At 68.6% G+C, this 25076-nt stretch carries 21 protein-coding genes; 10 read left to right on the top strand and 11 right to left on the bottom strand.

What is annotated here, in order from left to right; translation table 11 throughout:
- Positions 1-2: 2 nt before the first annotated feature.
- Entirely contained in the window at positions 3-581 is a 579-nt protein-coding gene (locus WT53_RS16630; protein WP_059826746.1) for a polysaccharide deacetylase family protein, read from the bottom strand.
- Positions 582-989: 408 nt separating this feature from the next.
- On the opposite strand from WT53_RS16630, the gene WT53_RS16625 reads away from it, so the two are divergent.
- Complete coding sequence (locus WT53_RS16625; protein WP_034207399.1) at positions 990-1472, top strand: DUF2501 domain-containing protein; 483 nt, start codon at positions 990-992, stop codon at positions 1470-1472.
- A 152-nt stretch (positions 1473-1624) separates the two neighbouring features.
- Here WT53_RS16625 and WT53_RS16620 read toward each other — a convergent pair whose 3' ends face one another.
- On the bottom strand, positions 1625-1990 hold the full coding sequence (locus WT53_RS16620) for a hypothetical protein (protein WP_027784520.1): 366 nt from the start codon (positions 1988-1990) through the stop codon (positions 1625-1627).
- 267 nt (positions 1991-2257) lie between these two features.
- Here WT53_RS16620 and WT53_RS16615 point away from each other — a divergent pair, with 267 nt between their 5' ends.
- From WT53_RS16615 to WT53_RS16605, 3 genes are all read left to right on the top strand, one after another.
- Complete coding sequence (locus WT53_RS16615) at positions 2258-3694, top strand: aldehyde dehydrogenase family protein (RefSeq protein ID WP_060260714.1); 1437 nt, start codon at positions 2258-2260, stop codon at positions 3692-3694.
- 123 nt (positions 3695-3817) lie between these two features.
- Entirely contained in the window at positions 3818-5008 is a 1191-nt protein-coding gene (locus tag WT53_RS16610; protein ID WP_059826745.1) for a nitronate monooxygenase family protein, read from the top strand.
- A 65-nt stretch (positions 5009-5073) separates the two neighbouring features.
- On the top strand, positions 5074-5715 hold the full coding sequence (locus WT53_RS16605) for an OmpW family protein (protein WP_034207396.1): 642 nt from the start codon (positions 5074-5076) through the stop codon (positions 5713-5715).
- Between the two features lie 75 nt (positions 5716-5790).
- Here WT53_RS16605 and WT53_RS16600 read toward each other — a convergent pair whose 3' ends face one another.
- Complete coding sequence (locus tag WT53_RS16600; protein ID WP_006493160.1) at positions 5791-5994, bottom strand: DUF1289 domain-containing protein; 204 nt, start codon at positions 5992-5994, stop codon at positions 5791-5793.
- Positions 5995-6412: 418 nt separating this feature from the next.
- Between WT53_RS16600 and WT53_RS16595 the strand changes: the two genes are divergently transcribed.
- The 4 genes from WT53_RS16595 to WT53_RS16580 all read left to right on the top strand — a co-directional run bounded on the left by WT53_RS16595 (position 6413) and on the right by WT53_RS16580 (position 10495).
- Positions 6413-7507, top strand: a complete 1095-nt coding sequence (locus tag WT53_RS16595; RefSeq protein ID WP_034207395.1) for a polyamine ABC transporter substrate-binding protein — start codon at positions 6413-6415, stop codon at positions 7505-7507.
- 86 nt (positions 7508-7593) lie between these two features.
- Complete coding sequence (locus WT53_RS16590) at positions 7594-8754, top strand: ABC transporter ATP-binding protein (protein WP_059785905.1); 1161 nt, start codon at positions 7594-7596, stop codon at positions 8752-8754.
- On the top strand, positions 8751-9677 hold the full coding sequence (locus WT53_RS16585) for an ABC transporter permease subunit (RefSeq protein ID WP_060260710.1): 927 nt from the start codon (positions 8751-8753) through the stop codon (positions 9675-9677). The genes WT53_RS16590 and WT53_RS16585 overlap by 4 nt, the downstream gene beginning before the upstream one ends.
- Complete coding sequence (locus WT53_RS16580; protein ID WP_034207392.1) at positions 9674-10495, top strand: ABC transporter permease subunit; 822 nt, start codon at positions 9674-9676, stop codon at positions 10493-10495. Before WT53_RS16585 ends, WT53_RS16580 begins: the two co-directional genes overlap by 4 nt.
- A 99-nt stretch (positions 10496-10594) precedes the next feature.
- Here WT53_RS16580 and WT53_RS16575 read toward each other — a convergent pair whose 3' ends face one another.
- From WT53_RS16575 to WT53_RS16565, 3 genes are read right to left on the bottom strand one after another with little or no spacing between them, the layout of a single operon-like run.
- The gene (locus WT53_RS16575; RefSeq protein ID WP_060260707.1) at positions 10595-11401 is read right to left on the bottom strand and encodes a sulfite exporter TauE/SafE family protein; all 807 of its coding nucleotides are present in this window, start codon (positions 11399-11401) and stop codon (positions 10595-10597) included.
- Positions 11402-11419: 18 nt separating this feature from the next.
- Entirely contained in the window at positions 11420-12757 is a 1338-nt protein-coding gene (locus tag WT53_RS16570) for an FAD/NAD(P)-binding oxidoreductase (protein WP_060260705.1), read from the bottom strand.
- Positions 12758-12790: 33 nt separating this feature from the next.
- Complete coding sequence (locus tag WT53_RS16565; protein WP_060260704.1) at positions 12791-13675, bottom strand: MBL fold metallo-hydrolase; 885 nt, start codon at positions 13673-13675, stop codon at positions 12791-12793.
- A 253-nt stretch (positions 13676-13928) separates the two neighbouring features.
- Between WT53_RS16565 and WT53_RS16560 the strand changes: the two genes are divergently transcribed.
- Complete coding sequence (locus WT53_RS16560) at positions 13929-15326, top strand: sigma-54-dependent Fis family transcriptional regulator (protein WP_060260701.1); 1398 nt, start codon at positions 13929-13931, stop codon at positions 15324-15326.
- 159 nt (positions 15327-15485) lie between these two features.
- Here WT53_RS16560 and WT53_RS16555 read toward each other — a convergent pair whose 3' ends face one another.
- The 4 genes from WT53_RS16555 to WT53_RS16540 form a co-directional block, all read right to left on the bottom strand.
- Complete coding sequence (locus WT53_RS16555; protein ID WP_034207388.1) at positions 15486-16514, bottom strand: MerR family transcriptional regulator; 1029 nt, start codon at positions 16512-16514, stop codon at positions 15486-15488.
- A 123-nt stretch (positions 16515-16637) separates the two neighbouring features.
- Complete coding sequence (locus WT53_RS16550; RefSeq protein ID WP_060260697.1) at positions 16638-18191, bottom strand: efflux transporter outer membrane subunit; 1554 nt, start codon at positions 18189-18191, stop codon at positions 16638-16640.
- 2 nt (positions 18192-18193) lie between these two features.
- Complete coding sequence (locus WT53_RS16545) at positions 18194-21343, bottom strand: efflux RND transporter permease subunit (RefSeq protein ID WP_060260693.1); 3150 nt, start codon at positions 21341-21343, stop codon at positions 18194-18196.
- Positions 21340-22449, bottom strand: coding sequence for an efflux RND transporter periplasmic adaptor subunit (locus WT53_RS16540; protein ID WP_059785883.1), 1110 nt, complete (start codon positions 22447-22449; stop codon positions 21340-21342). Before WT53_RS16540 ends, WT53_RS16545 begins: the two co-directional genes overlap by 4 nt.
- A gap of 188 nt (positions 22450-22637) precedes the next feature.
- On the opposite strand from WT53_RS16540, the gene WT53_RS16535 reads away from it, so the two are divergent.
- Complete coding sequence (locus tag WT53_RS16535; protein WP_034207384.1) at positions 22638-23258, top strand: TetR/AcrR family transcriptional regulator; 621 nt, start codon at positions 22638-22640, stop codon at positions 23256-23258.
- Positions 23259-23340: 82 nt separating this feature from the next.
- On the opposite strand, the gene WT53_RS16530 is transcribed toward WT53_RS16535, so the two are convergent.
- Positions 23341-25074, bottom strand: coding sequence for a ClcB-like voltage-gated chloride channel protein (locus tag WT53_RS16530; protein ID WP_218921412.1), 1734 nt, complete (start codon positions 25072-25074; stop codon positions 23341-23343).
- Between the last annotated feature and the right edge of the window lie 2 nt (positions 25075-25076).

The following is a 25076-nucleotide window of genomic DNA, read 5'->3' as shown; positions in this document are numbered from 1 at the left end:
CGTCAGCGCTGCCGGTTCAGGAACAGCCGTACGGCTTCGACCGTGTTGGGTCGCGCGTCGCCGTGCCGCGATCCGTCGTGCAGGCAGAACAGTACGTCGCGATGCTGGGCTGCGCAGGCGTCGACGTGCGCGCACATCGCGTCGAACAGCGCCTGCGGCGATGGCGCCGGCCGCTGCCAGTCGTCCAGTATCGCGGTCCAGCCCGTGTGTTCGCGTTGCAGGCGCGCGAGCACGGCGGCGCGATCGTCCTGCGGCAGCAATCCGTACGGAAGGCGCAGCGGGATCGCGTCCGGCGCGGCGAGGCCGGCGCGGCGGTAGACGTCACGAATCAGCATGTCGGTCGTGTGGATTTCGTCGATCAGTGCGGCGTCCGCGAGCGCTCCCGGCCGCGCATGCGAATGGGTGTGATTGCCGAGCCGATGGCCTTCGCGCGCGATTCTCGTCGCGACGTCGAGCGCGCCCGCCAGGTGTTTGCCGAGCACGAAGAAGGTCGCCGCGCACGATGCGTCGCGCAGCACGTCGAGCAGCGCGGGCGTGGAGGGGCCGGGGCCGTCGTCGAAACTGAGGTGAATGGAGGTCATGGGTTGGCGGGGCCGCTCACTGAACCGGGTCGATGGCCGGCGGGCACGTGCCGACCGGACGCGCGCCGGCCGTCAGCGCGGTCGATGCGTCGGCGATCAGCAGAAGTCGATGGGCAAGCGCCACGCGAGTGATCCTTCCTGTCCGAGATCGATGTCGGGTCGCGACGGCCGAACGGCCGGCGACGACGATTTTATGACGCTTCGCGCGGGCCGGCGAGACGGAATGGCGGTCGCCCGCCTGTCGAGCCGGCGAGGCCGCGCGCGATTTCGCGTCAAGCATTGTCAAATCGCCGCGATATCACGATGCCTGACGTTTCATGCGGTGCCGGAGGCTGTCATGCCGCGGTCGATTGAGTATCCTTGGATGCGAATCGCGGTACTCACGCAGTCACAACCGGGAGGCTTCACATGAATGCACGTCTTTACCGCGCGACCGTCGCCGGCGCGCTGATCGGATTGCTCGCGCCGTTTTCGGTCGCGCATGCGCAACTGGGCGATGTCCTGAAGCAGGTCGGCGGTGGCGGCGATTCGGGCGGCAGCGCGGGCGGGGCGCTGGGCAACCTCGGCGGACTCGGCGGCGCGCTGACGGGCGGCGGCGGTACGTCGCTGATGCCGGGCAGCACCGGCAACGTCGCGGGCCTGCTGCAGTTCTGCATCCAGAACAACTATCTCGGCGGCGCAACCGGCGGCGGCGCGGCGTCGGTGAAGGACGCGCTGATGGGCAAGCTCGGCGGCAACGCGTCGTCCGACAGCGGCTATACGAGCGGCGCGAGCGGGATCCTCGACGCAGGCAACGGCAGCAAGCTCGACCTGAGCGGCGGCGGCCTGAAGCAGCAGGTGACCAAGCAGGTGTGCGACAAGGTGCTGACGCAGGCTAAGTCGCTGCTGTAAACGCATCGGAACGCATCGCGCGTGCCGGCGCCGGACGGGCGGTGCGCGCGCACCGTGCCCCGGCGATCATCCCGGCCGTTACGTTCGTCGCGGCGAAAAGCGCGTCGCGCGCGGCGACGCCGCGCCCCGTCGCACGGTGGCCACCGTGCGGCTCAATCGGCCAGCCGCTTGTCCGCGAGCGCCTTGCAGCAGTCTTCGTACACCCATTGCACGAGTTTGGCCCGATAGTCGAGATCGTCGGTATCGACGATTTCCTCGACCGCGTCGCGCGCCCACGACGCGTCGACGAATCCCGCATGCCGCTTCGCGATGTCCTGCGCGAGCGCTGCGAGCCGGGCGACCGCGAGCCAGTCGGCCTGGCGGTGATGACGGTCGAGCCAACGGTGCGCGGCCTGGACCTGGAACGCGGCGTCCGGCCATGATTCGTTGAGGTAAAACGCGCCGAGGTTGCCGCAGGTGAGCCAGCAAAGCAGCTCCAGGCGGTCTTGCGAGCCGAGGGTATGGGATGCGTCGGACATGGCAGCGCTCACGAAGTGCGTCGATTCCGGGCGGCGCCGGCCGCAACGGGCCGGTGCCGATAATAAAAACATAGCACGATGCGGGCCCGGCCGCGCATCCTGGCGGATGCCGGCGTGGCGGCGGCCCGACGAATGCGTGGCCAGCCACGCGCGGCGGGCGACGGCGTACCGACGCGACGGCGCTCGGTCCTTTCGAATGGCTGTCATTCGTCACACCAGCCACCGGAACGCTCGCTAGAATGTCGGCTTCCCTGGAGGCGGAACACGATGAAAATCTACGACCAGTTCTACATCGACGGCGCATGGCGCAAACCGGCCGGCACCGGCACGATCGACGTGATCGATTCGGGCACCGAAGCCGTGATCGGCCGGACTCCCGAGGGCGTCGCGACCGACGCGCAGGACGCGATCCGCGCGGCGCGCGCGGCCTTCGACGCATGGGCGGCCACGCCGGCCGCGACGCGCGCGGGTTATCTGCGCAAGATCGTCGAGCACCTGCAGGCGCGCAGCGAGGAACTCGCGCAGTCGATCACCGGCGAAGTCGGCATGCCGATCAAGCTGTCGCGCGCGATCCAGGTCGGCGGCCCGATCTACAACTGGAAGGCGTACGCGAAGCTCGCCGAATCGTTCGAATTCGAGGCGCAGGTCGGCAATTCGCTGGTGGTGCGCGAGCCGGTCGGCGTCGTCGCGGCGATCACGCCGTGGAACTACCCGCTCAACCAGATCACGCTGAAGGTCGCGCCGGCGCTCGCGGCCGGCTGCACGGTCGTGCTGAAGCCATCCGAAGTCGCGCCGCTCAACGCGTTCATGCTCGCCGAAGCGATCCACGCGGCCGGGCTGCCGGCCGGCGTGTTCAACCTCGTGTGCGGGTACGGCCCGGTCGTCGGCGAGGTGCTGGCCACCGATCCGGACGTCGACATGGTGTCGTTCACCGGCTCGACGCGTGCGGGCAAGCGCGTGGCCGAGCTGGCGGCCGCGGGTGTCAAGCGCGTCGCGCTGGAGCTGGGCGGCAAGTCGGCGTCGGTGATCCTCGACGATGCCGATTTCGCGACGGCGGTGAAGGGCACGGTCAACGCGTGCTACCTGAACGCCGGCCAGACCTGCTCCGCGCATACGCGGATGCTGGTGCCGGAAGCCCGCTACGACGAAGCGCGCGAGATCGCGAAGGCCGCGGCCGAAACGTACGTCGCGGGCGACCCGCGGCAGGAGACGACGCGCCTCGGCGCGCTGGCGTCGGCCGCGCAGCAGCAGCGCGTGCAGGCGTACATCCAGCGCGGGATCGACGAAGGCGCGGAACTCGTGACGGGCGGCACCGGTTTACCGGAAGGGCTCGCGAAGGGCTTCTTCGTGAAGCCGACCGTGTTCGGCCGCGTCGATCCGAAATCGACGATCGCGCAGGAAGAGATCTTCGGGCCGGTGCTGTCGATCATCACGTATCGCGATGAAGACGAGGCCGTGCGGATCGCGAACGATTCGCCGTACGGGCTCGGCGGCGCGGTGTGGGCCGGCAGCGACGAACGCGCGATGCGCGTCGCGCGCCGCATCCGCACGGGGCAGGTGGACATCAACGGCGGCACGTGGAACGGCGCCGCGCCGTTCGGCGGCTTCAAGCAGTCGGGGCACGGCCGCGAGAACGGCGTGTACGGGCTCGAAGAGTATCTCGAATACAAGTCGATGCAGTTGAAGCCGGCGAAGCCGGCCTGAACGCCGCTCGCGGCCCGAACCGGAAACGGCACGTTCGCGTGCCGTTTTTTTATTGACGGCCGTCAAGGTGCGCGGCGGCGGATCGTCGATCATCGCGATTCCGACGTTCCGACGAGGTTTCAGATGACCGTACGCACTTCCTTTCCGCCGCTGACGATTCGCGGCCGCACCTTGCTGCCCGTCGTGCAGGGCGGCATGGGCGTCGGCATCTCCGCGCACCGGCTGGCGGGCAGCGTCGCGCGCGAAGGCGCGGTCGGCACGATCGCGAGCATCGACCTGCGGCACCATCATGCGGATCTGCTCGCGCGTTGCCGCGCGCAACCCGATCGCGCGACGCTCGAAGCGGCGAACCTCGATGCGCTCGCGCGCGAGATTCGTCTCGCGAAGACCTACGGCGAAGGGCGCGGGATGATCGCGGTCAACGTGATGAAGGCGGTGAGCGCGCATGCGGACTACGTGCGGGTCGCGTGCGACGAGGGCGCGGACGCGATCGTGATGGGCGCGGGCCTGCCGCTCGATCTGCCCGACCTCACGCAAGGGCGCGACATCGCGCTGATTCCGATCCTGTCGGACAGCCGCGGGATCGCGCTGGTGCTGAAGAAATGGATGAAGAAGGGGCGCCTGCCCGATGCGATCGTGATCGAGCATCCGGCACACGCGGGCGGGCACCTCGGCGTCACGCAGATCGACGACATGCACGACGGCCGCTTCGATTTCGCGCGCGTGCTCGACGAAACCGCACAGGTGATGGCGTCGCTCGGTCTCGCCCGCGACACGATCCCGCTGATCGTGGCCGGCGGGATCAACGGTCATGACGCGGTGCGCGCGGCGTTCGCGGCCGGCGCGAACGGCGTGCAGGTCGGGACGCCGTTCGCGGTGACGGAAGAAGGCGACGCGCATCCGCAATTCAAGCGCGTGCTCGCCGATGCGACGCCCGACGACATCGTCGAATTCGTCAGCGTGACGGGGCTGCCGGCGCGCGCGGTGAAGACGCCGTGGCTCGATCGTTACCTGCGCAACGAGACGCGCATTCGCGACAAGCTCGGCGCGTTGAAGCAGCGCTGTCCGACCGCGCTCGAATGCCTGAGCGTATGCGGGCTGCGCGACGGCATCGAGAAGTTCGGCCACTTCTGCATCGATACGCGGCTCGCGGCCGCGCTGCGCGGCGACGTCGCGAACGGGCTGTTCTTCCGCGGCCGCGAAGCGTTGCCGTTCGGCCGCGCGATCCGCAGCGTGCGCGATCTGCTCGACCTGCTGCTGACGGGCAGCGCGACCGAGCCTGCGGCAAACCGTCCCACGTTTACGCTGGCTTGACCAATATCAAGATGGCGAAAAGACCCTATAGGGAGAATGGTAACCATTCTTTGGGGGTCCGTACCATGCATAAAACGATTCGAACTTGTATCACCGCAGCCGCCGTCGCGGCCGGCGTCGTCGCGATGCCGTCGCTGTCGCACGCGGCGTCGCCGGGCGACGGCATCAACCAGGGCGACGTACTGGTCCGGCTGCGCGCGATCAGCATCCAGCCGAACGAGCGCGCGAGCGATACGCTCGGCGCGATCAACACGGGCGTGAACAACGCGATCGTGCCCGAGCTCGACTTCACGTACATGATCCGCGATTACCTCGGCGTCGAGCTGATCCTCGGCACGTCGCGGCACCAACTGACGTCGAGCCTCGGCAATCTCGGCGGTGTGGGCGTGCTGCCGCCGACGCTGCTGCTGCAGTATCACTTCAACCATGCGGGCAAGGTGCGGCCGTACGTCGGAGCCGGGTTGAACTACACGTACTTCTACAACAACGGGCTCAACGTCGGCGGAGAGGGCGTGTCGATCAACAAGAGCAGCTTCGGCCCCGCGCTGCAGTTCGGCGTGGACGTGCAGCTGACGAAGAAGGTGTTCATGAACGTCGACGTGAAGAAGATCTGGATGAGCACCGATGCGACGCTCGGCGACAAGGGCATCGGCACGCTGCACATCGATCCGCTGATCGTCGGCGTGGGCGTCGGGATGAAGTTCTAGACGCGACGGAACAAGAACAGAGTTGGGGTTGGCGGCATGGCGGTCGGCATGCCGCTCTTTTTTTGCGCGGCGGATTTACAGCTTGTCGTACTGGAAGCGCATCGCGGTGCCTTCGCGCGTGATACGCTCCCACACCGCGCGCTTTTCGTCGTCGCTCAGGAACACCCAGTTCGAGACTTCGGCGGCCGTGCGGCCGCAGCCCTTGCAGACTTCGTCGAAGAGCGTCGAGCACACGCCGATGCAGGGGCTGTCGGGGAGGTCGTGAAGATTGGATGCCATCGGGAGGTTCGCGCCGTTGAATCGTCAGCCGCCATTTTAATGCATCGCGGCGGCCCGGCCGGCCGCCGACGCCGGCGGGTCGCCCCGGCGCGGCGACGGGACGGGCCGGCCGGGCGTCGGCCGCGTTCGCCGGGCGGTCGTACCCGCCATGCGAGCGCAGGTTCGTCGCCGTCCGCTTTTCCCGGTGGACAGCCGCCGATTACCCGATAGAATTCCCCCGGAACGCCCCGCCGCACGGGCAGGCCGAACGGCCAGCAGCGGGAATCTGTTCCGTTTGCGCGACACCGGCATGATTTTTTTGTGACGGGGCGCGAATGATGGTAGTTTTCGGGGTTTTCGAGGGGCGGCGCGCCAGAATGCGCCGCCATGACGAGGCAGACGGCAGCCGGGCAACGCGTCCGGCCGGAGGGAGAACGGGATGAAAGCAAAGGTAGTGGGCCGGTTCGCGGCGCTCGCGCTGTGCGTGGGGGCATCGGCGGCAGCGGCGAAGGATACGCAGCTCAATGTCTATAACTGGTCGGACTACATTGCGAAGGACACGATCCCGAACTTCGAGAAGCAGGCGGGCGTCAAGGTCCGCTACGACAACTACGACAGCGACGACACGCTGCAGGCGAAGCTGCTGACGGGCAGCTCGGGCTACGACATCGTCGTGCCGACCAGCAACTACGCGGGCAAGCAGATCGCCGCCGGCATCTTCGCGCCGCTCGACAAGTCGAAGCTGCCGAACCTCAAGTACCTCGATCCGCAACTGATGGCGCTCGTCGCCGGCGCGGACCCGGGCAACAAGTACTCGGTGCCCTGGGCATACGGCACGACCGGTCTCGCGTACAACCTGACGAAGGCGCAGCAGGCGCTCGGCAAGGTGCCGCTCGACAACTGGGACATCCTGTTCAAGCCGGAAAACCTGTCGAAGCTGAAGACCTGCGGCGTGTCGGTGCTCGACGCGCCCGACCAGATGTTCGCGGCGGCGCTGCACTACATCGGCAAGGATCCGATGAGCACGAACCCGGCCGACTACAAGGCCGCGATGGACGTGCTGAAGAAGATCCGTCCGTACATCACGCAATTCAACTCGTCGGGTTACATCAACGACCTGGTCGGCGGCGACATCTGCTTCGCGTTCGGCTGGTCGGGCGACGTCGTGATCGCGAAGCATCGCGCGATCGAGGCGAAGAAGCCGTACAAAATCGAGTACTACATTCCGAAGGGCGGTGCGCCGGTGTGGTTCGACGTGATGGCGATCCCGAAGGATGCGAAGAACAAGGAAGCCGCGCTGCAGTGGATCAACTACATCGAGGATCCGAAGGTGCACGCGGCGATCACCAACGCGGTGTACTACCCGAGCGCCAACGCCGAGGCACGCAAGTACGTGCGCCCCGACGTCGCAAACGATCCGGCGGTCTACCCGCCGGCCGACGTCGTGAAGACGCTGTTCCTGCTCAAGCCGCTGCCGCCTGAAATCCAGCGTCTGCAGACGCGTCTGTGGACCGAGCTGAAGTCGGGCCGCTGACGCGAGCCGAAGTGAACCCGCAGTCATGAAGCCCCTGGTGCCCCCGGGGGCTTTGTTCGTCTAACGCAGGAGAGAAGCAGCACATCATGAATAGCCAGTCGGGCGCGCCGGTCGCGGGCGCGCCGTTCTCCGTTCCTTCCTCCGGCGCCGATGCGCGCGCCGAGAACTTTGTCCAGATCGTCGACGTCGTCAAGAAATTCGGCGACACCGAAGCCGTGCGCAGCGTCAACCTGACCGTGCGCCAGGGCGAGCTGTTCGCGCTGCTCGGCAGCTCGGGCTGCGGCAAGTCGACGTTGCTGCGGATGCTCGCGGGCCTCGAGACGGTCACGTCGGGCAAGATCCTGATCGACGGCGAGGACCTCGCGCAGATGCCGCCGTACAAGCGGCCCGTGAACATGATGTTCCAGTCATATGCGCTGTTCCCGCACATGTCGGTCGAGTCGAACGTCGCGTTCGGGTTGAAGCAGGAAGGCACGCCGAAGGCCGAGATCAAGGAGCGCGTTGCCGCGGCGCTCGAACTCGTGCAGATGGGCAAGTACGCGAAGCGCAAGCCGCACCAGCTGTCGGGCGGCCAGCAGCAGCGCGTCGCGCTCGCGCGTTCGCTCGTCAAGCGTCCGAAACTGCTGCTGCTCGACGAGCCGATGTCCGCGCTCGACAAGCAGATCCGCCAGCGCACGCAGATCGAGCTCGTCAACATCCTGAACAAGGTCGGCGTCACCTGCATCATGGTCACGCACGACCAGGAAGAGGCGATGACGATGGCGAACCGCCTCGCCGTGATGAGCGAAGGCCAGATCGTGCAGATCGGCTCGCCGAACGAAGTGTACGAATACCCGAACAGCCGCTTCTCGGCCGAATTCATCGGCTCGACGAACCTGTTCGACGGCGTGACGGTCGAGGACGAACCCGATCACGTGTACATCGAATCGCCGGAGCTGCCGAGCCGGCTGTACGTGAGTCACGGAATCTCGGGCCCGCTCGGCATGCCGGTCACGGTGTCGGTGCGCCCCGAGCGGATCGCGCTCACGCGCAAGCCGCCCGAAGGCGCGTTCAACTGGGCGCGCGGCCGGATCAGCAACGTCGCGTACATGGGCGGCTATTCGCTGTATCACGTGAAGCTCGACGCGGGCAAGACGGTGGTCGCGAACGTGTCGAGCCTCGCGATTTCCGAACTCGACACGCCGGCGCTCGGCGACGAGATCTACGTGCGCTGGAGCGCGACCGCCGGCGTGGTGCTGACGTCATGAGCGCGTTCAAGTCCCTGCTCGCGTGGCCGGTGCGGCGCTTCAACCTGACGGGCGCCACGGCGGTCGTCGCCGGGCCGTTCACGTGGCTCGTGCTGTTCTTCCTCGTGCCGTTCGTGCTGGTCGTGAAGATCAGCTTCGCGGAGCTGCAGCTCGGCATCCCGCCGTATACGGAGCTCGCGTCGTACGCGGACGGCGTCGTGCACATCGCGCTGAACCTGTCGCACTACGCGTTCCTGCTCACGGACAGCCTGTATTTCGCGACCTACGTGAACTCGGTGTGGGTCGCCGCGATCACGACGCTGCTGTGTCTGCTGCTCGGCTATCCGATGGCGTACTACATCGCGCGGTCGAACCCGGCCACCCGCAACCTGCTGATGATGGGCGTGATGCTGCCGTTCTGGACGTCGTTCCTGATCCGCGTGTACGCATGGATCGGGATCCTGAAGAACAACGGGCTTTTGAACAACTTCCTGATGTGGATCGGGCTCACGCATACGCCGATCGAGCTGTACCGCACGAACTACGCGGTGTACATCGGGATGGTGTATTCGTACTTGCCGTTCCTCGTGATGCCGCTCTACGCGCACCTCGTGAAGATGGACCTGCGCCTGCTCGAAGCCGCGTACGACCTCGGCGCAAAGCCGTGGAAGGCATTCGTGCAGATCACGCTGCCGCTGTCGAAGAACGGGATCGTCGCGGGCTGCCTGCTGGTGTTCATTCCGGCGGTCGGCGAGTACGTGATTCCGGAGCTGCTCGGCGGCGCGAATACGCTGATGATCGGCCGCGTGATGTGGAACGAGTTCTTCAACAACGCGGACTGGCCGATGGCGTCGGCCGTGACCTGCGCGATGGTGTTGCTGCTGCTCGTGCCGATGGCGATGTTCCAGCACTTCCAGGCGAAGGAACAGGGAGGCCGTCGATGAAGCCGAATCGTTACCTGCAGTTCACGGCGCTGTTCGTCGGTTTCGCGTTCCTGTACATCCCGATCATCAGCCTGATCGTCTATTCGTTCAACGAGTCGAAGCTCGTCACCGTGTGGTCGGGCTTCTCGTTCCGCTGGTACGCGGCGCTCGTCGAGGACGACGAGCTGCTGGCGGCCGCATGGCTGTCGCTGAAGATCGGCGTGCTGACCGCGTTCGCGTCGGTGTTCATCGGCACGTGGGCCGGCTTCGTGCTCGCGCGGATGGGACGTTTTCGCGGCTTCGCGCTGTTCAGCGGGATGATCAACGCGCCGCTCGTGATTCCCGAGGTGATCCAGGGGATCTCGCTGCTGCTGCTGTTCATCGAGCTCGCGAAGTGGATCGGCTGGCCGGCCGAGCGCGGCGTGTTCACGATCTGGCTCGGCCACGTGATGCTGTGCATCTCGTACGTCGCGATCATCGTGCAGTCGCGCGTGCGCGAGCTGAATCCGTCTCTGGAAGAAGCCGCGCTCGATCTCGGCGCGACGCCGCTGAAGGTGTTCTTCACGATCACGCTGCCGCTGATCTCGCAGGCGCTGATCGCGGGCTGGCTGCTGTCGTTCACGCTGTCGATCGACGACCTCGTGCTGTCGGCGTTCCTGTCGGGCCCCGGCTCGACGACGCTGCCGCTCGTCGTGTTCTCGCGCGTGCGCCTCGGCCTGAACCCGGAGATGAACGCGCTCGCGACGCTGTTCATCATCGCCGTGACGGCCGGCGTCGTGATCGCGAACTTCGTGATGCTGCGTCAGGAACGCAAGCGGATGGCGGGGTTCGCGGCCTGACGCGCCGGCGGTTGCCGCCGTGAAAAACGCCCGGTGCCGACGACGAGTCGGGCCGGGCGTTTCGTTGGCGGCGCGTGATCGCCGGCCCGTCGTCGGCGTTCACGCGCCGAACGCCGCCTTCGCCAGCAACCCCAGCGCGACACAGACGAGCACGGCCGCGAAGCCGGCCTGCACGTGCCGCGCGGCGAGGCGGCGCGACGCGCCGCGGCCGGCGGCCATGCCGAGCGCGGTCGCGACGGTAAACCACAGCGTCACGTCGAGCGGCGCGCGCGTGCCCGATGCAAGCGTCGCGAGCACGCCGCCGGTGCCGACCAGCGCGATCACCATCAGCGACGTCGCGACCACCCCATGCATCGACACGTTCGTGAACTTGCGCAGCATCGGCACGATCACGAAGCCGCCACCGACGCCGAGCAATCCCGTCATCAAGCCCGTGACCGCGCCGGTCGACGCCAGCGCGACGCCCACGGGCCACGACCACACGAGCCGGCCCGTATCGGGATTCACGCGGCCGACGCACAGCGGCGACGCGTCGGCATCGGCCGGCTGCGGTCGCAGTGCCTGTCGCAGCAGGCGGCCGGCGACGATGAGCATCGTCAGCGCGAACAGCGTGAGCAGCAGGCGCTGCGGCAGCACGTGCGCGAGCCGGACGCCGAGCGTGGTCAGCGGCACGCCGGCCACGGCCATCAGCAGCGCCGCGCGATAGCGCACGAGCCCGCGGCGGAAGCCTTCGAGCGTGCCGAGCGCGGCACTGCCCGCGACCGCGACGAGGGCGACGGGGGTGGCCTGCTGCATCGGCCAGCTCATCCCGACGACGAGCGCGGGCACTGCGAGAATGCCGCCGCCGGCGCCGGTCAGGCCGAGCACGGCGCCGACGAAGCCGCCCAGTACGAGGGAAATCAGCATGACGTCATCGCGCTCCGGTCAACGTGCGATCGCGGGCTTCGCGAGCCATTCGCGGCCCTTGAGCATCGCCTTCCAGTAGAGCGGCGGCAGCACGCGCTCCTTGAGCAGCCACGCGAGCCGCGACGGCCGCTTGCCGTCGATCAGCCATGCGGGAAAGGTCGGGGCGACCTTGCCGCCGTACAGGAATTCGGCGAGCACGATCTTGCCGCGCTCGACGGTGAGCGGGCACGAGCCGTAGCCGTCGTACGCGGCGTCGCCCCATGCGAGGCCGAGCGACGCGAGCAGGTTGTGCGCGACGACGGGCGCCTGCTTGCGGGCGGCCGCGGCCGTTTTTGCGTTGGGCGTGTTGGTGACGTCGCCGAGGGCGTAGATGTCCGGAAAACGTGTGTGCCGCAGCGTCGCCGGATCGATGTCGATCCAGCCGGCCGCGTCGGCGAGCGGGCTCGCGCGCACGAAGTCGGGCGCCTTCTGCGGCGGCACGACGTGGATCATGTCGAACGAACGCTCGACCGTTTCCTTGCCGCCGTCCGGCAGCGTGCGCGAGAACGTCGCACGGCGCGCGGGCCCGTCGATCGCGACGAGGTCATGGCCGAACGACAGTGCGATGTCGTAGCTTTTCACGTACTCCATCAGCGCGGGCACGTAATCGGCGACGCCGAACAGCGCGCCGCCCGCATTCAGGAATTCGACGTTCGCGGCGTCGAGGCGCCCCGTGCGTCGCCAGTGGTCGCACGACAGGTACATCGCCTTTTGCGGTGCGCCCGCACACTTGATCGGCATCGGCGGTTGCGTGAAGAGCGCATTGCCGCCGCGGAACGCACGCACGAGCTCCCACGTGTACGGCGCGAGTTCGTAGCGGTAGTTCGACGTGACGCCGTTGCGGCCGAGCGTGTCGGCGAGGCCGTCGATCGCGTGCCAGTCGAGCTTGAGCCCCGGGCACACGACGAGCCTGCGATAACCGATGCGTCGGCCGCCGTCGAGCACGACCGCGTGCGCGTCGGGCTCGAAGCCCGCGACGGCGGCCCGGATCCGCTGCACGCCGCGCGGCAGCACGTCGGTCATCGGCCGCGCGGTGGCGCCGGGCCGGAACACGCCCGCGCCGACCATCGTCCAGCCGGGCTGGTAATAGTGAACGTCGGCGGGATCGATTACCGCGATGTCGAGCGACGCGTCGCGCGCGCGCAGGCTCGACGCGACCGCGATGCCGGCCGCGCCGGCGCCGACGATCACGATGTCGTGCCGCGCGTCCGCGGCCGGCGCCGTCTGGCGGATGCCCGCCGCGTGAAGCGCGGGCAGGTCGGCCGCCGCGATCGGCGGCGGGACCGACTGCGCGTCGGTCAGCTTGCGAATGGTCATGTCGGGTTCTCCGGAGGGGGCGGGGCGCGCGGCTCAGATCGCGTCGAGCGGGATCTTCAGGTAGCGCACGCCGTTGTTTTCGGGCTCGGGCAGGTGGCCGGCGCGCATGTTGACCTGCACGGACGGCAGCATCAGCACGGGCATGTCGAGCGTCGCGTCGCGCGCGGTGCGCATCGCGACGAAATCGTCCTCGGTCACGCCGTCCTTCACGTGCACGTTCGTGCGGCGCTGCTCGGCGACGGTCGTCACGAACTGCACGTCGCGGCCGCCCGGCTGGTAGTCGTGGCACAGGTACAGGCGCGTGTCGGGCGGCAGCGCGAGTACGCGCGCGATCGAGCGGTACAGCGTGCGCGCGTCGCCGCCCGGGAAGTCGCAGCGGGCCGTGCCGTAGTCGGGCATGAACAGCGTGTCGCCGACGAACGCCGCGCGCTGCGTCGCGTCGGCCACGCAGTAGGTCATGCACGCGGGCGTGTGGCCCGGCGTGTGCAGCGCGCGGATCGTCAACGCGCCGAGCGCGAGCGTGTCGCCGTCGTCGACGAGCCGATCGAACTGACGGCCGTCCGCCGCGAAGCCGGGGCCCGCGTTGAACAGCGTGCCGAACACGTGCTGCACGCGGCGCACGTGCGAGCCGATCGCGATCTGGCCGCCGACCTGCGTTTTCAGGTACGGCGCGGCCGACAGGTGGTCGGCGTGCACGTGCGTCTCCAGCAGCCACTGCACGGTCGCGCCGAGCTCGGCGACACGCGCGATCAGCCGGTCGGCGCTGACGGTGCGGGTGCGGCCGGATTTCGGGTCGTAGTCGAGCACGCTGTCGATCAGCGCGCACGCGCGGCTCGCGGTATCGAGCAGCAGATAGCTGACGGTGTGGGTCGCCGGGTCGAAAAAGCCTTCGACCGACAGGGCGGGGGCGTTGCTCACGGGGTGTCCTCGATCGGGTTCTGCATCTGCAATCGCGATCTTCATTTCAAGAAGCGTGCCAGCGGGCGGCGCGGCACCGGCCGATGCGCCAGGGACTTGATTCGGCTCGGGTTTTCGGTGCGCCGGCGTCGCCGCGAGGGCGACAACGACAGCCGATGGCTGACAGGGACCGCCACAACTGGCAGTGTCGTGGCAGAATTGGCAGTCAGCCTGGCAGTCCGTCCGGGCGCCTCTTCGCCAAGCGAGCCTGCGCATGAATCCGCACGACACCATTCCGATCGTTCCTGCCCCGCGCCGCGACGCGATGCCGGATGTCCGCGCGCTCGTCGCGTATCTCGAGCAGGACCCGCAGCCGATGATCGTGGTCGATCCCGCCTACCGCATCCTCGCGGCGAACGATGCGTACCGGCGCCAGTTCGGCGTGGCCGGCGTCGAGCATGTGGGCCGGCACTGTTTCCAGGTGTCGCATCGCTACGACGTGCCGTGCGACCAGGCCGGCGAGCATTGCCCGATGAAGCAGGCGCTCGAATCGCGCGGGCTGAACCGCGTGCTGCACATCCACCACACGCCGCGCGGCCCCGAGCATGTCGACGTCGAGCTGCGGCCGATCTTCGACGCGGACGGCAACGTGATCGCGTATGTCGAGCGGCTGACGACGGTGCGCAGCGCGTCCGCGCAGCCGAGCGCGGAAGGGCTCGTCGGCGGCGCCGACGCGTTCAATGCGGCGCTCGGCGCGCTGCAGCGCGTCGCGCCGTCGACGCTGCCGGTGCTGCTGCTCGGCGAATCGGGTACCGGCAAGGAGCTGTTCGCCCGCGCGCTGCACGAAGCGAGCGATCGCGCGATGGGGCCGTTCGTCGTCGTCGATTGCTCGGGGATCGCCGAGACGCTGTTCGAGAGCGAACTGTTCGGCTACGAGAAGGGCGCGTTCACGGGCGCAAACCAGCGCAAGCCGGGCCTCGTCGAAACCGCGCAGGGCGGCACGCTGTTTCTCGACGAGATCGGCGACGTGCCGCTGCCGATGCAGGTGAAGCTGCTGCGGCTGATCGAATCGGGCACGTTCCGGCGCGTCGGCGGCGTCGAGGCGCTGCGCGCCGATTTCCGGCTCGTCGCGGCCACGCACAAGCCGCTGCGCGAGATGATCGACGACGGCCGGTTCCGGCAGGACCTCTACTACCGGATCAACGCGTTTCCGATTCCGCTGCCGGCGCTGCGCGAACGGCGCGGCGACATCGCGCTGCTGGCCGAATCGATCTTGCGGCGGATCGCGAACGCGCGCGGCAATGCGAGCGACACGAATGCGCGACCGTTCACGGCCCGACCGTTCGTGCTGACCGAGCGCGCGCGGGCGTGCCTCGACGCGTATGCGTGGCCCGGCAACATCCGCGAGCTGCGCAACGTGCTCGAGCGCGCGTGCCTGTTCGCGGACGACGGGACGATTCGCGTCGAACATCTGCCGGCCGAGCTCGTCGCGGCAGCGGCGGCGCCGCACGCGCAGGCGGTGAATGCGCGCGGCGTGTCGGATGCGGAGCTGGTCCGTATCGCTTGCGCGTTCGACGGCACGCGCAAGGCGCTCGCCGAGCAGCTCGGATTGAGCGAACGGACGCTGTACCGGCGGATGAAGGCGCTCGGCCTCGGCGCGCGCGAGCGCTGAACGGGCCTGCCGCGCGGCCGGCGGCGGCACGCGGCTTTGCCGATCATCGCGCGTTCGTCTCCGGATGCGCCGGGTACGTCGCACTGCACGCGATGCCGGCTGCCGATGGTGAAACGGGCGACGAGCAGGAAACCCGCTTGCCGCCCGCGCATCATGCGATCAGCGCACCGGCGCCAGCTGCGCCATCGCTTCGCGCACGAAACCGATCAGCGTGTCGTCGGCCCACGAATCCTTCGTCAGCGCGGGCTCGTTCGCCAGCGCCGCGCGGAATTTCGCGTGCGTGGCCGGATCGTGGCCTGCGTAGCTGCAGAACAGCTCGAGCCAGCGCTGCGCGAGCGCACGGCCTTGCGGCGAATCGGGTGGCACGCCCGATTCGACCGCGTCGCGCACGTCGGCCATCAGTTGCGGCCATTCCGTCGCGCGTTCGCGATAGTGCGCCCGCATGAAGCGGATCTCGTCCGGCGCGAGGTACTTCTCGAACAGCCGCATCTTCGTTTCCGACGAGGCACGCAGCACGTAGTCGCGCAATGCGGTCGAAATGCCGATCTTCGACTGCATCGACGGTTCCTGCTCGTGCATCAGGTTCAGCTTCGCGAGCAAGCGCGGATCGTTGTTCGTGTCGCGTACCAGCAGCGCCATCCAGCGCGCGGCGAGCGCGCGCACGCGCTCGTCCTCGGCGGGCACGCCCGCATCGTGCAGCGCTCGCACTTCGGCAACGAGCGCGATCCATTCGGCGTCGCCGGCCTGGCTCTTCTGGTACATCGGCAGGCGAGCGAGTTCTTCCTCGGAGAAATATTTGTCGTACACGGTCATCAACTCCAGTGTGGTGAGCCAATCGGCCAGTTCCGGCTCGGCGCCCGCCGCGAGCTGCGCATGCAGGCTCGCGAGCCGCTCGCGCAGCTGCGCGGTTTGCGCGAGCTGGCGGTCGAGCGACGCGATCTGTTTTGCGACGAGATCGACGAGCGGGGTGCCTGGCCGGTTCAGGTAATCGCCGATTTCGGCGAGCGACAGTCCGAAGCGACGCAGGGCCTGGATCTGGTGGAGCCGGGCGATGTCGTCGCGGTCGTACAGCCGGTAGCCGTTGTCGGCGCGCGCCGAAGGCGTCAGCAGACCGATTGCGTGATAGTGATGAAGCGTGCGGACGGTCAGCCCGGTGCGTTTCGCCAGTTCTCCCACTTTCAGCCGCATTCGTTCCTCCGTTGGTGCGCACACTGGAGTCTCGAACGTTACGCTACGTGAGGGTCAAGCGGAAGATTGGCGATCGGACGGACGTGGCGGGGCGTCGCACGCCCGTCCGATCGAAGGAACGCGCTACTGGGTCGAGGATGCACCGTCGGGCGTGGCGGCGGCGCGCGCGTCGTTGCCGGCTGCGCCGGCGGTTTTACCGGACCCGTCGCCGTTGCCCGCCGGCGGCGTGCCCATCGCCTGGTAGAGCCGCGCGGTATCCGCGAATCGTGCGCCGGTCGCGCGAATCTCGTCGAGCCGCGCATTGCGGTACTGCAACTCGCTCGCGCGCGCGGCCGACGGCGGCAGCGCGCCGAGCCGCACGCGGGCGGCCGCGTCGTCGTAGGCGCCCCGCGCGGACAGCGCGGCGCGCGACGACGCATCGAGCGCCTGCGCGTCGTGCTCGACCGCCGCGAGCGAATCGGCGACGTTCTGGAACGCGCCGAGCACCGCCTGCTTGTACTGGTCGACCGCGGCCTCGTAGGTCGCCTTCGCCGCGCGACGCTGCGCGAGCAGCGCGCCGCCGTGGAAGATCGGCTGGCTCAGCGACGCGCCGACGTTCCAGATCGCGCCGGCGCCCGACAGCATCGTCGGCCAGCTGAAACCGCCTTTGCCCATCGCCGCCGACAGCGACAGTTGCGGAAACATCTGCGCGGTCGCGAGGCCCACTTCGGCGGCGGCGGCCTTCAGTCCCGCGTCCGCGGCCTGGATGTCCGGGCGGCTTTGCAGCAGGTCCGACGGCACGACGACGGGCACTTGCTCGGGCAGGTGCAGATCGGCGAGCGCGAGATCGGCCGGCGGCCGATCGGGCGTGCGGCCGACCAGCACCGCGAGCGCATGGCGCGCCGAGTCGCGCTGCTGGCGCAGCGCGGGCAGGCTCGCGGCGAACGTGTCGGCGCTTTGCCGGGCCGTCAGCGCGTCGCTGCGCGATGCCGAACCGAGCGCATGGCGGCGCTCGGCGTCGTGCGCCTGGTCGTTCGCGAGCGCGACGAGCCGTTCGGTCGTCTCGATCTGCGCATCGAGCACCGCCACGGTGATCGACGCGGTCACGATGTTCGCGGCCAGCGCGCGCCGCGCGGATTCGAGCTGGAACGCGCTGACGTCCACGCGTTTCGCGAGCGCGCGGTTCGCGAAGCGCGACACGCCGAACAGGTCGACCGTATAGCTCGCCTGCAGTTGCCCGACGAACGTGTCGTACAACAGCGTCGGCGCGCCGAGCGCGGGAATCGGTACGCCGAGCGCGCGCTGGCGCGCGGCCTGGCCGACCGCGTCGATCGACGGCAGCATCGAACTGCCGATCTGCCCGCGCAACTGTTCGCGCGCGGCATCCAGCGAATGCGACGCCGCACTCAGCGTCGGGTTGTTGCGCAGCCCTTCGTCGACGAGCGCGTTCAGCGCATCGGAACGGTACTGCTTCCACCAGTCCGGCACCGGCCGCGCGCCGACCTCGAACTGCTGCGCGACACCGTGCGCGGACACGGTCTGCTCGACTTGCGGCGCCGCGCCGTAGTGCGCGGGCGACGGCATCGCGGGCGGCTCGCCGCTCGGCGCGAACCACGCGCAGCCCGCGAGCGGGCCGGCGACGCTCGCCAGCGCGAGCGCCCGCACGGCTTTGGTTTTCAGGGTCATCGATCGATCCATGGTCAGGCTCCCGACGGCGCGGCCGGCGTGCTGCCGCTTGGCGGCGGGCCGTCGTGCGGGTCGCGTTCGTCGCGCTTCACGCGGAACCACGTCGCGTACAGCGCGGGCAGGTAGAACAGCGTCAGCACGGTCGCGCTCGTGATGCCGCCCATCAGCGCGGTCGCCATCGGCCCGAAGAAGTTCGAGCGCAACAGCGGAATCAGCGCGAGCACGGCGGCCGCGGCCGTCAGCGTGATCGGCCGGAAACGCCGCACGGTCGCGCCGATGATCGCGTCGACGCGGCCGTGACCGACCGCGATGTCCTGCTCGATCTGATCGACGAGGATCACCGAGTTGCGCATGATGATCCCGAACATCGCGATCACGCCGAGCATCGCGACGAAGCCGAACGGCTGGCCGAACAGCAGCAGCGTCGCGACCACGCCGATCAGCCCGAGCGGCGCGGTCAGCACGACCATCAGCACGCGCGAGAAGCTCTGCAGCTGGATCATCAGCAGCGTGAACACGGCGATCGCCATCAGCGGCATCTGCGCGTTGATCGACGTCTGCGCCTTCGCGCTTTCCTCGACCGAACCGCCGATGTCGACCCGATAGCCGACCGGCAACTGCGCGCGCAGCGCGTTCAGCTTCGCGTCGACCGCGTGCGTGACGTCGATGCCCTGTGCGCCGGCGCGCACGTCCGACTGCACGGTGATGGTCGGCTGGCGGTCGCGCTCCCACACGACGCCGTATTCGAGCGTCGGCGTGAAGCGGCCGAGCGAGCCGAGCGGCACGGGGCCGTTCGGCGTCGGCAGCGCGAGGCCCGCGAGTTTTGCCGGATCGACGCGATCGGCCTGCGGCGCGCGCAGGTCGACGGCGATCAGCTTGTCGCGCTCGCGATACTGCGTGACGGTCGTGCCGGACAGCGTCATCGCGAGGAAGCTCGACACGTCCTGCGACGTGACGTTCAGCTCGCGCGCCTTCTTCTGGTCGAGCTCGAAGCGTACCGAGCGTTCGGCCGGCTCGTCCCAGTCGAACTGCACGTTGACCGTGCGCGCATCGCCGCGCATCGTCGCCGCGACCTTCTCGGCGATCGAGCGGACCGTCGCGATGCTGTCGCCGCTCACGCGGAACTGCACCGGATAGCCGACCGGCGGCCCGTTCTCGAGCCGCGACAGCCGCCAGCGCACGGCCGGGAAGCGGTCGCGCAGCGTGGTTTCGAGCCAGGTCGCGAGCTTCTCGCGATCCTCGACCGATTTCGCGGTGATCACGAACTGCGCGAAGTTCGGCAGTTGCAGTTGCTGGTCGAGCGGCAGGTAGAAGCGCGGCGCGCCGCTGCCGACGAAGTTCACCGAATGATCGATCTCGGGGCGCTTGTCGAGCACTTTCTCGAGGCGCTCGGTCTCGCGCAGCGTCGCCGCGAACGACGCGCCTTCGGGCAGCCGCAGGTCGACCAGCAGCTCGGGCCGGTCGGAGCTCGGGAAGAACTGCTGCGGCACCAGCGAGAAGCCCATCATCGCCACGACGAAGAGGGCGCCCGTGATCAGCAGCACGACGAAGCGCCGCTCGATGCACCAGTCGATCCAGCCGCGCAGCCGCCGGTAGAAGCGGGTGTCGTAGATGTCGTGCTCGTGATCGTCGGGCAGGTGCGCCTCGTGTGCGTGCCGCTTGCGCTCAGGCAGCATGTGGAAGCCCAGCAGCGGGATCAGCACGACGGCCGCGAACCACGACGCGATCAGCGCGATCGCCGACACCTCGAAGATCGAGCGCGTGTATTCGCCGGTGCTCGATTTCGCGAGCGCGATCGGCAGGAAGCCCGATACCGTGACGAGCGTGCCCGTCAGCATCGGGAAGGCGGTGCTGGTGTACGCGAACGCGGCGGCGCGGGCGCGGCTGTAGCCCTGTTCGAGCTTCACGGCCATCATCTCGACCGCGATGATCGCATCGTCGACGAGCAGCCCGAGCGCGAGCACGAGCGTGCCGAGCGACACCTTGTGCAGCCCGATGTCGAACAGGTACATGAACAGCGCGGTGACGGCGAGCACGACCGGGATCGAGATCACGACGACCATCCCGGTGCGCAGCCCGAGCGACACGAGGCTCACGACCAGCACGATCGCGACCGCTTCGGCGACGGCTTCGAGGAAGTCGTCGACCGAATGCGAGACCGCGTGCGGCATGCTCGACACCTCGACGAGCTTCAGCCCCGCAGGCAGTTGCGCCTGCAACTCCTTCGATTCGGCGTCGAGCGCCTTGCCGAGCCGGATCACGTCGCCGCCCGGCTGCATCGTGACGCCGATGCCGAGCACGGCCTTGCCGTTGCTGCGCATCTGCGTGACGGTCGGATCGTCGTAGCCGCGCCGGACCGTGGCGAGATCGCCGAGCCGGAACGTGCGGCCGTTGATGCGGATCAGCGTATCGGCGATCGCGCCGACGTTGTCGAACTGGCCGCTCGGCCGCACGAACACGCGATCGTCGGCGGTCGTCAGCACGCCGGCCGACGACACGTCGTTCTGCGCGTTGATCGCCTGCCCGAGCTGCTGCGGCGAGATGCCGAGCCGCGTGAGCTGCGCGTTGTTCACCTCGATGAAGATCCGCTGGTCGGGGTCGCCGAAATAGTCGACCTTGCCGACGCCCGGCACGCGCAGCAGCACGGTGCGCAACTGGTCCGCGTAGTCGTGCAGTTGCGCGGGCGTGAAGCCGTCGCCCTCGAGCGTCCAGATGTTGGTGTAGACGTCGCCGAATTCGTCGTTGAAGAACGGGCCCTGCACGCCGGGCGGCAGCGTATAGCCGATGTCGCCCACTTTCTTGCGGATCTGGTACCAGGTCTCGGGCACGTCCTTCACCGGCGCCGAATCCTTCATCGTGAAGAAGATCAGCGATTCGCCGGGGCGCGAATAGCTGCGCAGGAAGTCGATGGCCGGCGTTTCCTGCAGCTTGCGGCCGATCCGGTCGGTCACCTGTTCCTGTACCTGCCGCGCGCTCGCGCCAGGCCAGAAGGTGCGGATCACCATCACGCGGAACGTGAACGGCGGGTCTTCGGATTGCGCGAGCCGCGTGTACGCGAGGATGCCCGCGAGCGTCGCGAGCGCGATCAGGTAGACGACCAGCGCCTGGTGGCGCAGCGCCCATGCGGACAGGTTGAACCGGCCTTCTTCGTGGGAGACGCTCACGATGCGAAGTCCTCCGGATGCAGCGGCGCGATCGCGCGCACCTTCTCGCCCGCGCTGACCGTATGCACGCCCTGCAGCACGACGCGCTCGCCCGGTTGCAGCCCGTGCGACACGGTGACGGTGCGCTCGTTGAAGCGCGCGACGTCGACGCGGCGCAACTCGAGCGTGTCGTCCTTCGCGCGCACGACCCAGACGGCCGGGTGCGCGCCGTCGTGGAACAGCGCGGTCGCAGGCAGCGTGATCGGCTGCGTATCGGCGGCGGCCGGTGCGCCGTCGAACGCGACGTCCGCGGTCATCCCGAGCCGGATCGCCGGATCGGGCGCGCCGAGCGTGAGTTTCACGCGATAGGTGCGGCTTTGCGGATCGGCGGCCGGCGCGATTTCGCGGACTTTCGCGGCGAACCGGCGACCCGGCAGCGCCGGCAGCGTGACGGTGGCCGCGTGACCGGGCGCGAGCGACGCGAGCGCGGCCTCGGGCACGTCGCTGACCACGTCGACGTCGCCCGACCACGCGAGCTGGTAGACCGGCTGGCCGGCCGACACGTTCTGGCCGGTATCGGCCTGTTCGGCGGTGATGGCGCCCGCATGATCGGCGACGAGCGTCGCGTAGCGCAGCTGGTTCTTCGCGAGCGCGAGCTGCTGCTGCGCCTGGTCGCGTTGCGCGAGCGCCGACGTGTAGCTGTTCTGGGTCTGTTCGAGCTGCGCGGTCGCGATCAGGTTTTCGCGGGCCTGCGCGCGATCGCGATCGAGCTGCTGCTTCGCGAACGCGAGGGTGTGCGTCGCGGCATCGAGTTGCGCCTGCGCGCTTGCGGCGTTCTTCTCGACGTCGGACGGATCGAGCAGCGCAACGACCTGGCCGACCTTCACCGTATCGCCGAGCCGCACCCGGCGCTCGATGATCTTGCCGGCGATGCGGAACGACAGCGGGGTGGCGTAGCGCGGCTGGATGTCGCCGGGCAGCGTGCGCGCGGCCGCGAGGGTGTCGGCCCGTGCGGGCAGCGCGACGACGGGGCGCGGGGCGGGCGGTGCGGATTCTTTCGGATGACAGGCGGCAAGGACGAGCGCGGCGCCGATCAGCAGCGCGGCGCGGGAACCGGAGCGATTCACGAAACCCCCAGGTGAGGTGGAGCGGTACGAAGCCGGCAAGCGCGGCGGGCGCTTGCCCCGAGCGGCGCCGGCACCGGCGCACGCGGACAGACGAACGACATCTTCGGAAACTGTGGCGAATTCTAATACACACCTGTATTTGAATGCAAAGATGAATCTGAAAGGGAGGGGATGCTAGACTGCGCGTCATGAAACCACAGCGCTTAACTCGCGAGCAGAGCAGGGACCAGACGCGCGAACGTCTGCTGAAAGCCGCGCATCGAATTTTTCTGAAGAAAGGCTATGTGGCCGCGAGCGTCGAGGACATCGCGGCGGCGGCCGGCTATACGCGCGGTGCGTTCTACTCGAATTTCCGCAGCAAGTCCGACCTGTTGCTGGAATTGCTGGAGCGTAATCACGACGAGGTGCGCGCCGACTTCGAGGCGATTTTCGAAGGGGGCGGCACGCGCGAGCAGATGGAATCGATGGCGCTCGCGTATTACCGTACGCTGTTTCGCGACGACGAATACTCGCTGCTGTGGGGCGAGGCGAAACTGCAGGCCGCGCGCGACGCGAAGTTCCGCGTGCGCTTCAACCAGTTCCTGCACGGCAAGCGCGTGCAGATGGCCGAATTCATCCAGCGCTTCGCCGAGCGGTCGGGCACGCCGCTGCTGCTGCCGGCCGACACGCTCGCGTTCGGGCTGATGTGCCTGTGCGACGGCGTGCAGTCGTACTACACGGCCGATCCGCAGCACGTGTCGGTCGACGCGGCGGAAGCGGTGCTCGCGGGGTTCTTCGCGCGGGTCGTGCTGGGGCGCGCGCCGGACTGACGGCCGCACGTCCGTTGCCGGAGCGCTACGCGCGGCATCCGACGGTCAGCGCGCGGCGGTGTACGGCACGCGCGGCCGACGGTCAGCGCTCGCCGGTCATCCGCCGGTACGCGTCGAGCAGCGACGTCTTGTAGACGACGCCCGCGAGCGTCGGCTCGGCTTCGCTCTCGATCACCGGCAGCCGTTCGCCCTGGAACGCCATGAAGCGCTCGAGCGCGGTCGCGAGCGGCATGTCGGGCGTGAGCAGCGGAAACGGCGTATGCGCGTAGTGCGCGGCCGTCTTGTCGGTCGTGTCGCGCTTGTCGAGCAGGTCCGACGTGATGTCCTTCAGCGCGACCGCGCCGCGAAAGCGCCCGGCGTCGTCGGTCACGTACAGATACTTCACCGGATATTCGAGAAACACGCGCGTCATGTCGGCGACGCTCGCGGTGAGCGGCACGACCGTCTGCGCGGGCTGGATCAGCTCGCGCATCTGCGTGGTGCGCAGGCGCTGCCGCTCCTGCGCGTCCTGGTAGTGGTGCAGCGTGATCTCGTACATCGACGTCGTGCCCGTCGCGCGTGCGACGAAATACGCGAACACGCACGACACCAGCAGCGGCAGCACGACCTGATAGCTCAGCGTCATCTCGAAGATCATCAGGATCGCCATCAGCGGCGCTTGCGTGGCGCCCGCCATGAACGCGCCCATCCCGACGATCGCGTACGCGAAATACGCGGACGTATGGCCTGGCCACAGCGCGTCCATCGCGAGCCCGAACAGCGAGCCGAACACGGCGCCGACGAACAGCGTCGGCGTGAACACGCCGCCGATCGCGCCCGAGCCGGCCGTCGCGGCGGTCGCGATGACCTTGAACACGAGGACCGCGACGAGCGCCTGCCAGGTCCATGGCGAATGGAGGATGTGGTTCACGACGCTGTAGCCGTTGCCCCACACGTCCGGAATCCACACCGAGATCAGGCCGACGACGAGGCCGCCGAGCGCGAGCCGCACGGGCAGCGGCACGGGCAGCCGCTTGAACTGCGTCTTCGACGCGTCGAGCAGGTGCAGGAACTGCGGCGCCAGCACGCCGCACAGCGTGCCGAGCACGACGAACAGCAGCACCTCGGGGCCGGTCACGGCCGGAAACACCGGCATCTCGTACGGCGGCCGGTAGCCGGCGAATTCGCGCATCACGATGTTCGCGACGACCGACGCGACCACCATCGGCCCGAAGCTCTCCATCGCGATCGTGCCGAGCACGATCTCCGACACGAAAAAGGCGCCGGCGATCGGCGCGTTGTAAGCGGACGTGATGCCGGCCGCCGCGCCGCAAGCGACCAGCAGGCGCAGGCGCGGCGGGTCGAAGTGCGCGAAGCGGCCGACGAGCGACGCCGCGAGCGCCGCGAGCTGCACCATCGGGCCTTCGCGGCCGATCGAGCCGCCGCTGCCGATCGTCAGCAGCGACGACACGCTGCGCCACAGGCTCTGCCGTACCGGTACGACGCCGTTGCCGAGCGCGACCGATTCCATGTAGTCGGTGTTGGCGGCCTGACGGTCGCCGCGCGTCGCGAGCAGCAGCACGCAGCCGGCGAGGAATCCGCCCGCGGCCGGCATCCAGAACCGCACGTACCACGGCAGGCGCTTCGCCATCTGCACGAAGCTGCCGCTCTGCCCCGAGATCAGGTGCTGCATCAGGTCGATGCCTTCGCGGAACGCCATCGTGGCAAAGGCGCCGCCGACGCCGACGATGGCCGACCAGATCAGCATCGTATGGGCGTCCGACAGGCGGAACAGCGTTTGGGCGCGAGTGCGCAGCTTCAGCAGAAACGAGAGCACGG

The organism is Burkholderia sp. MSMB2157WGS, assembly GCF_001532755.1.
In the GTDB taxonomy this organism is placed as follows: domain Bacteria; phylum Pseudomonadota; class Gammaproteobacteria; order Burkholderiales; family Burkholderiaceae; genus Burkholderia.
The sequence above is the reverse complement of the archived record's forward strand: the minus strand, read 5'-3'. Positions and strand labels throughout refer to the sequence as shown.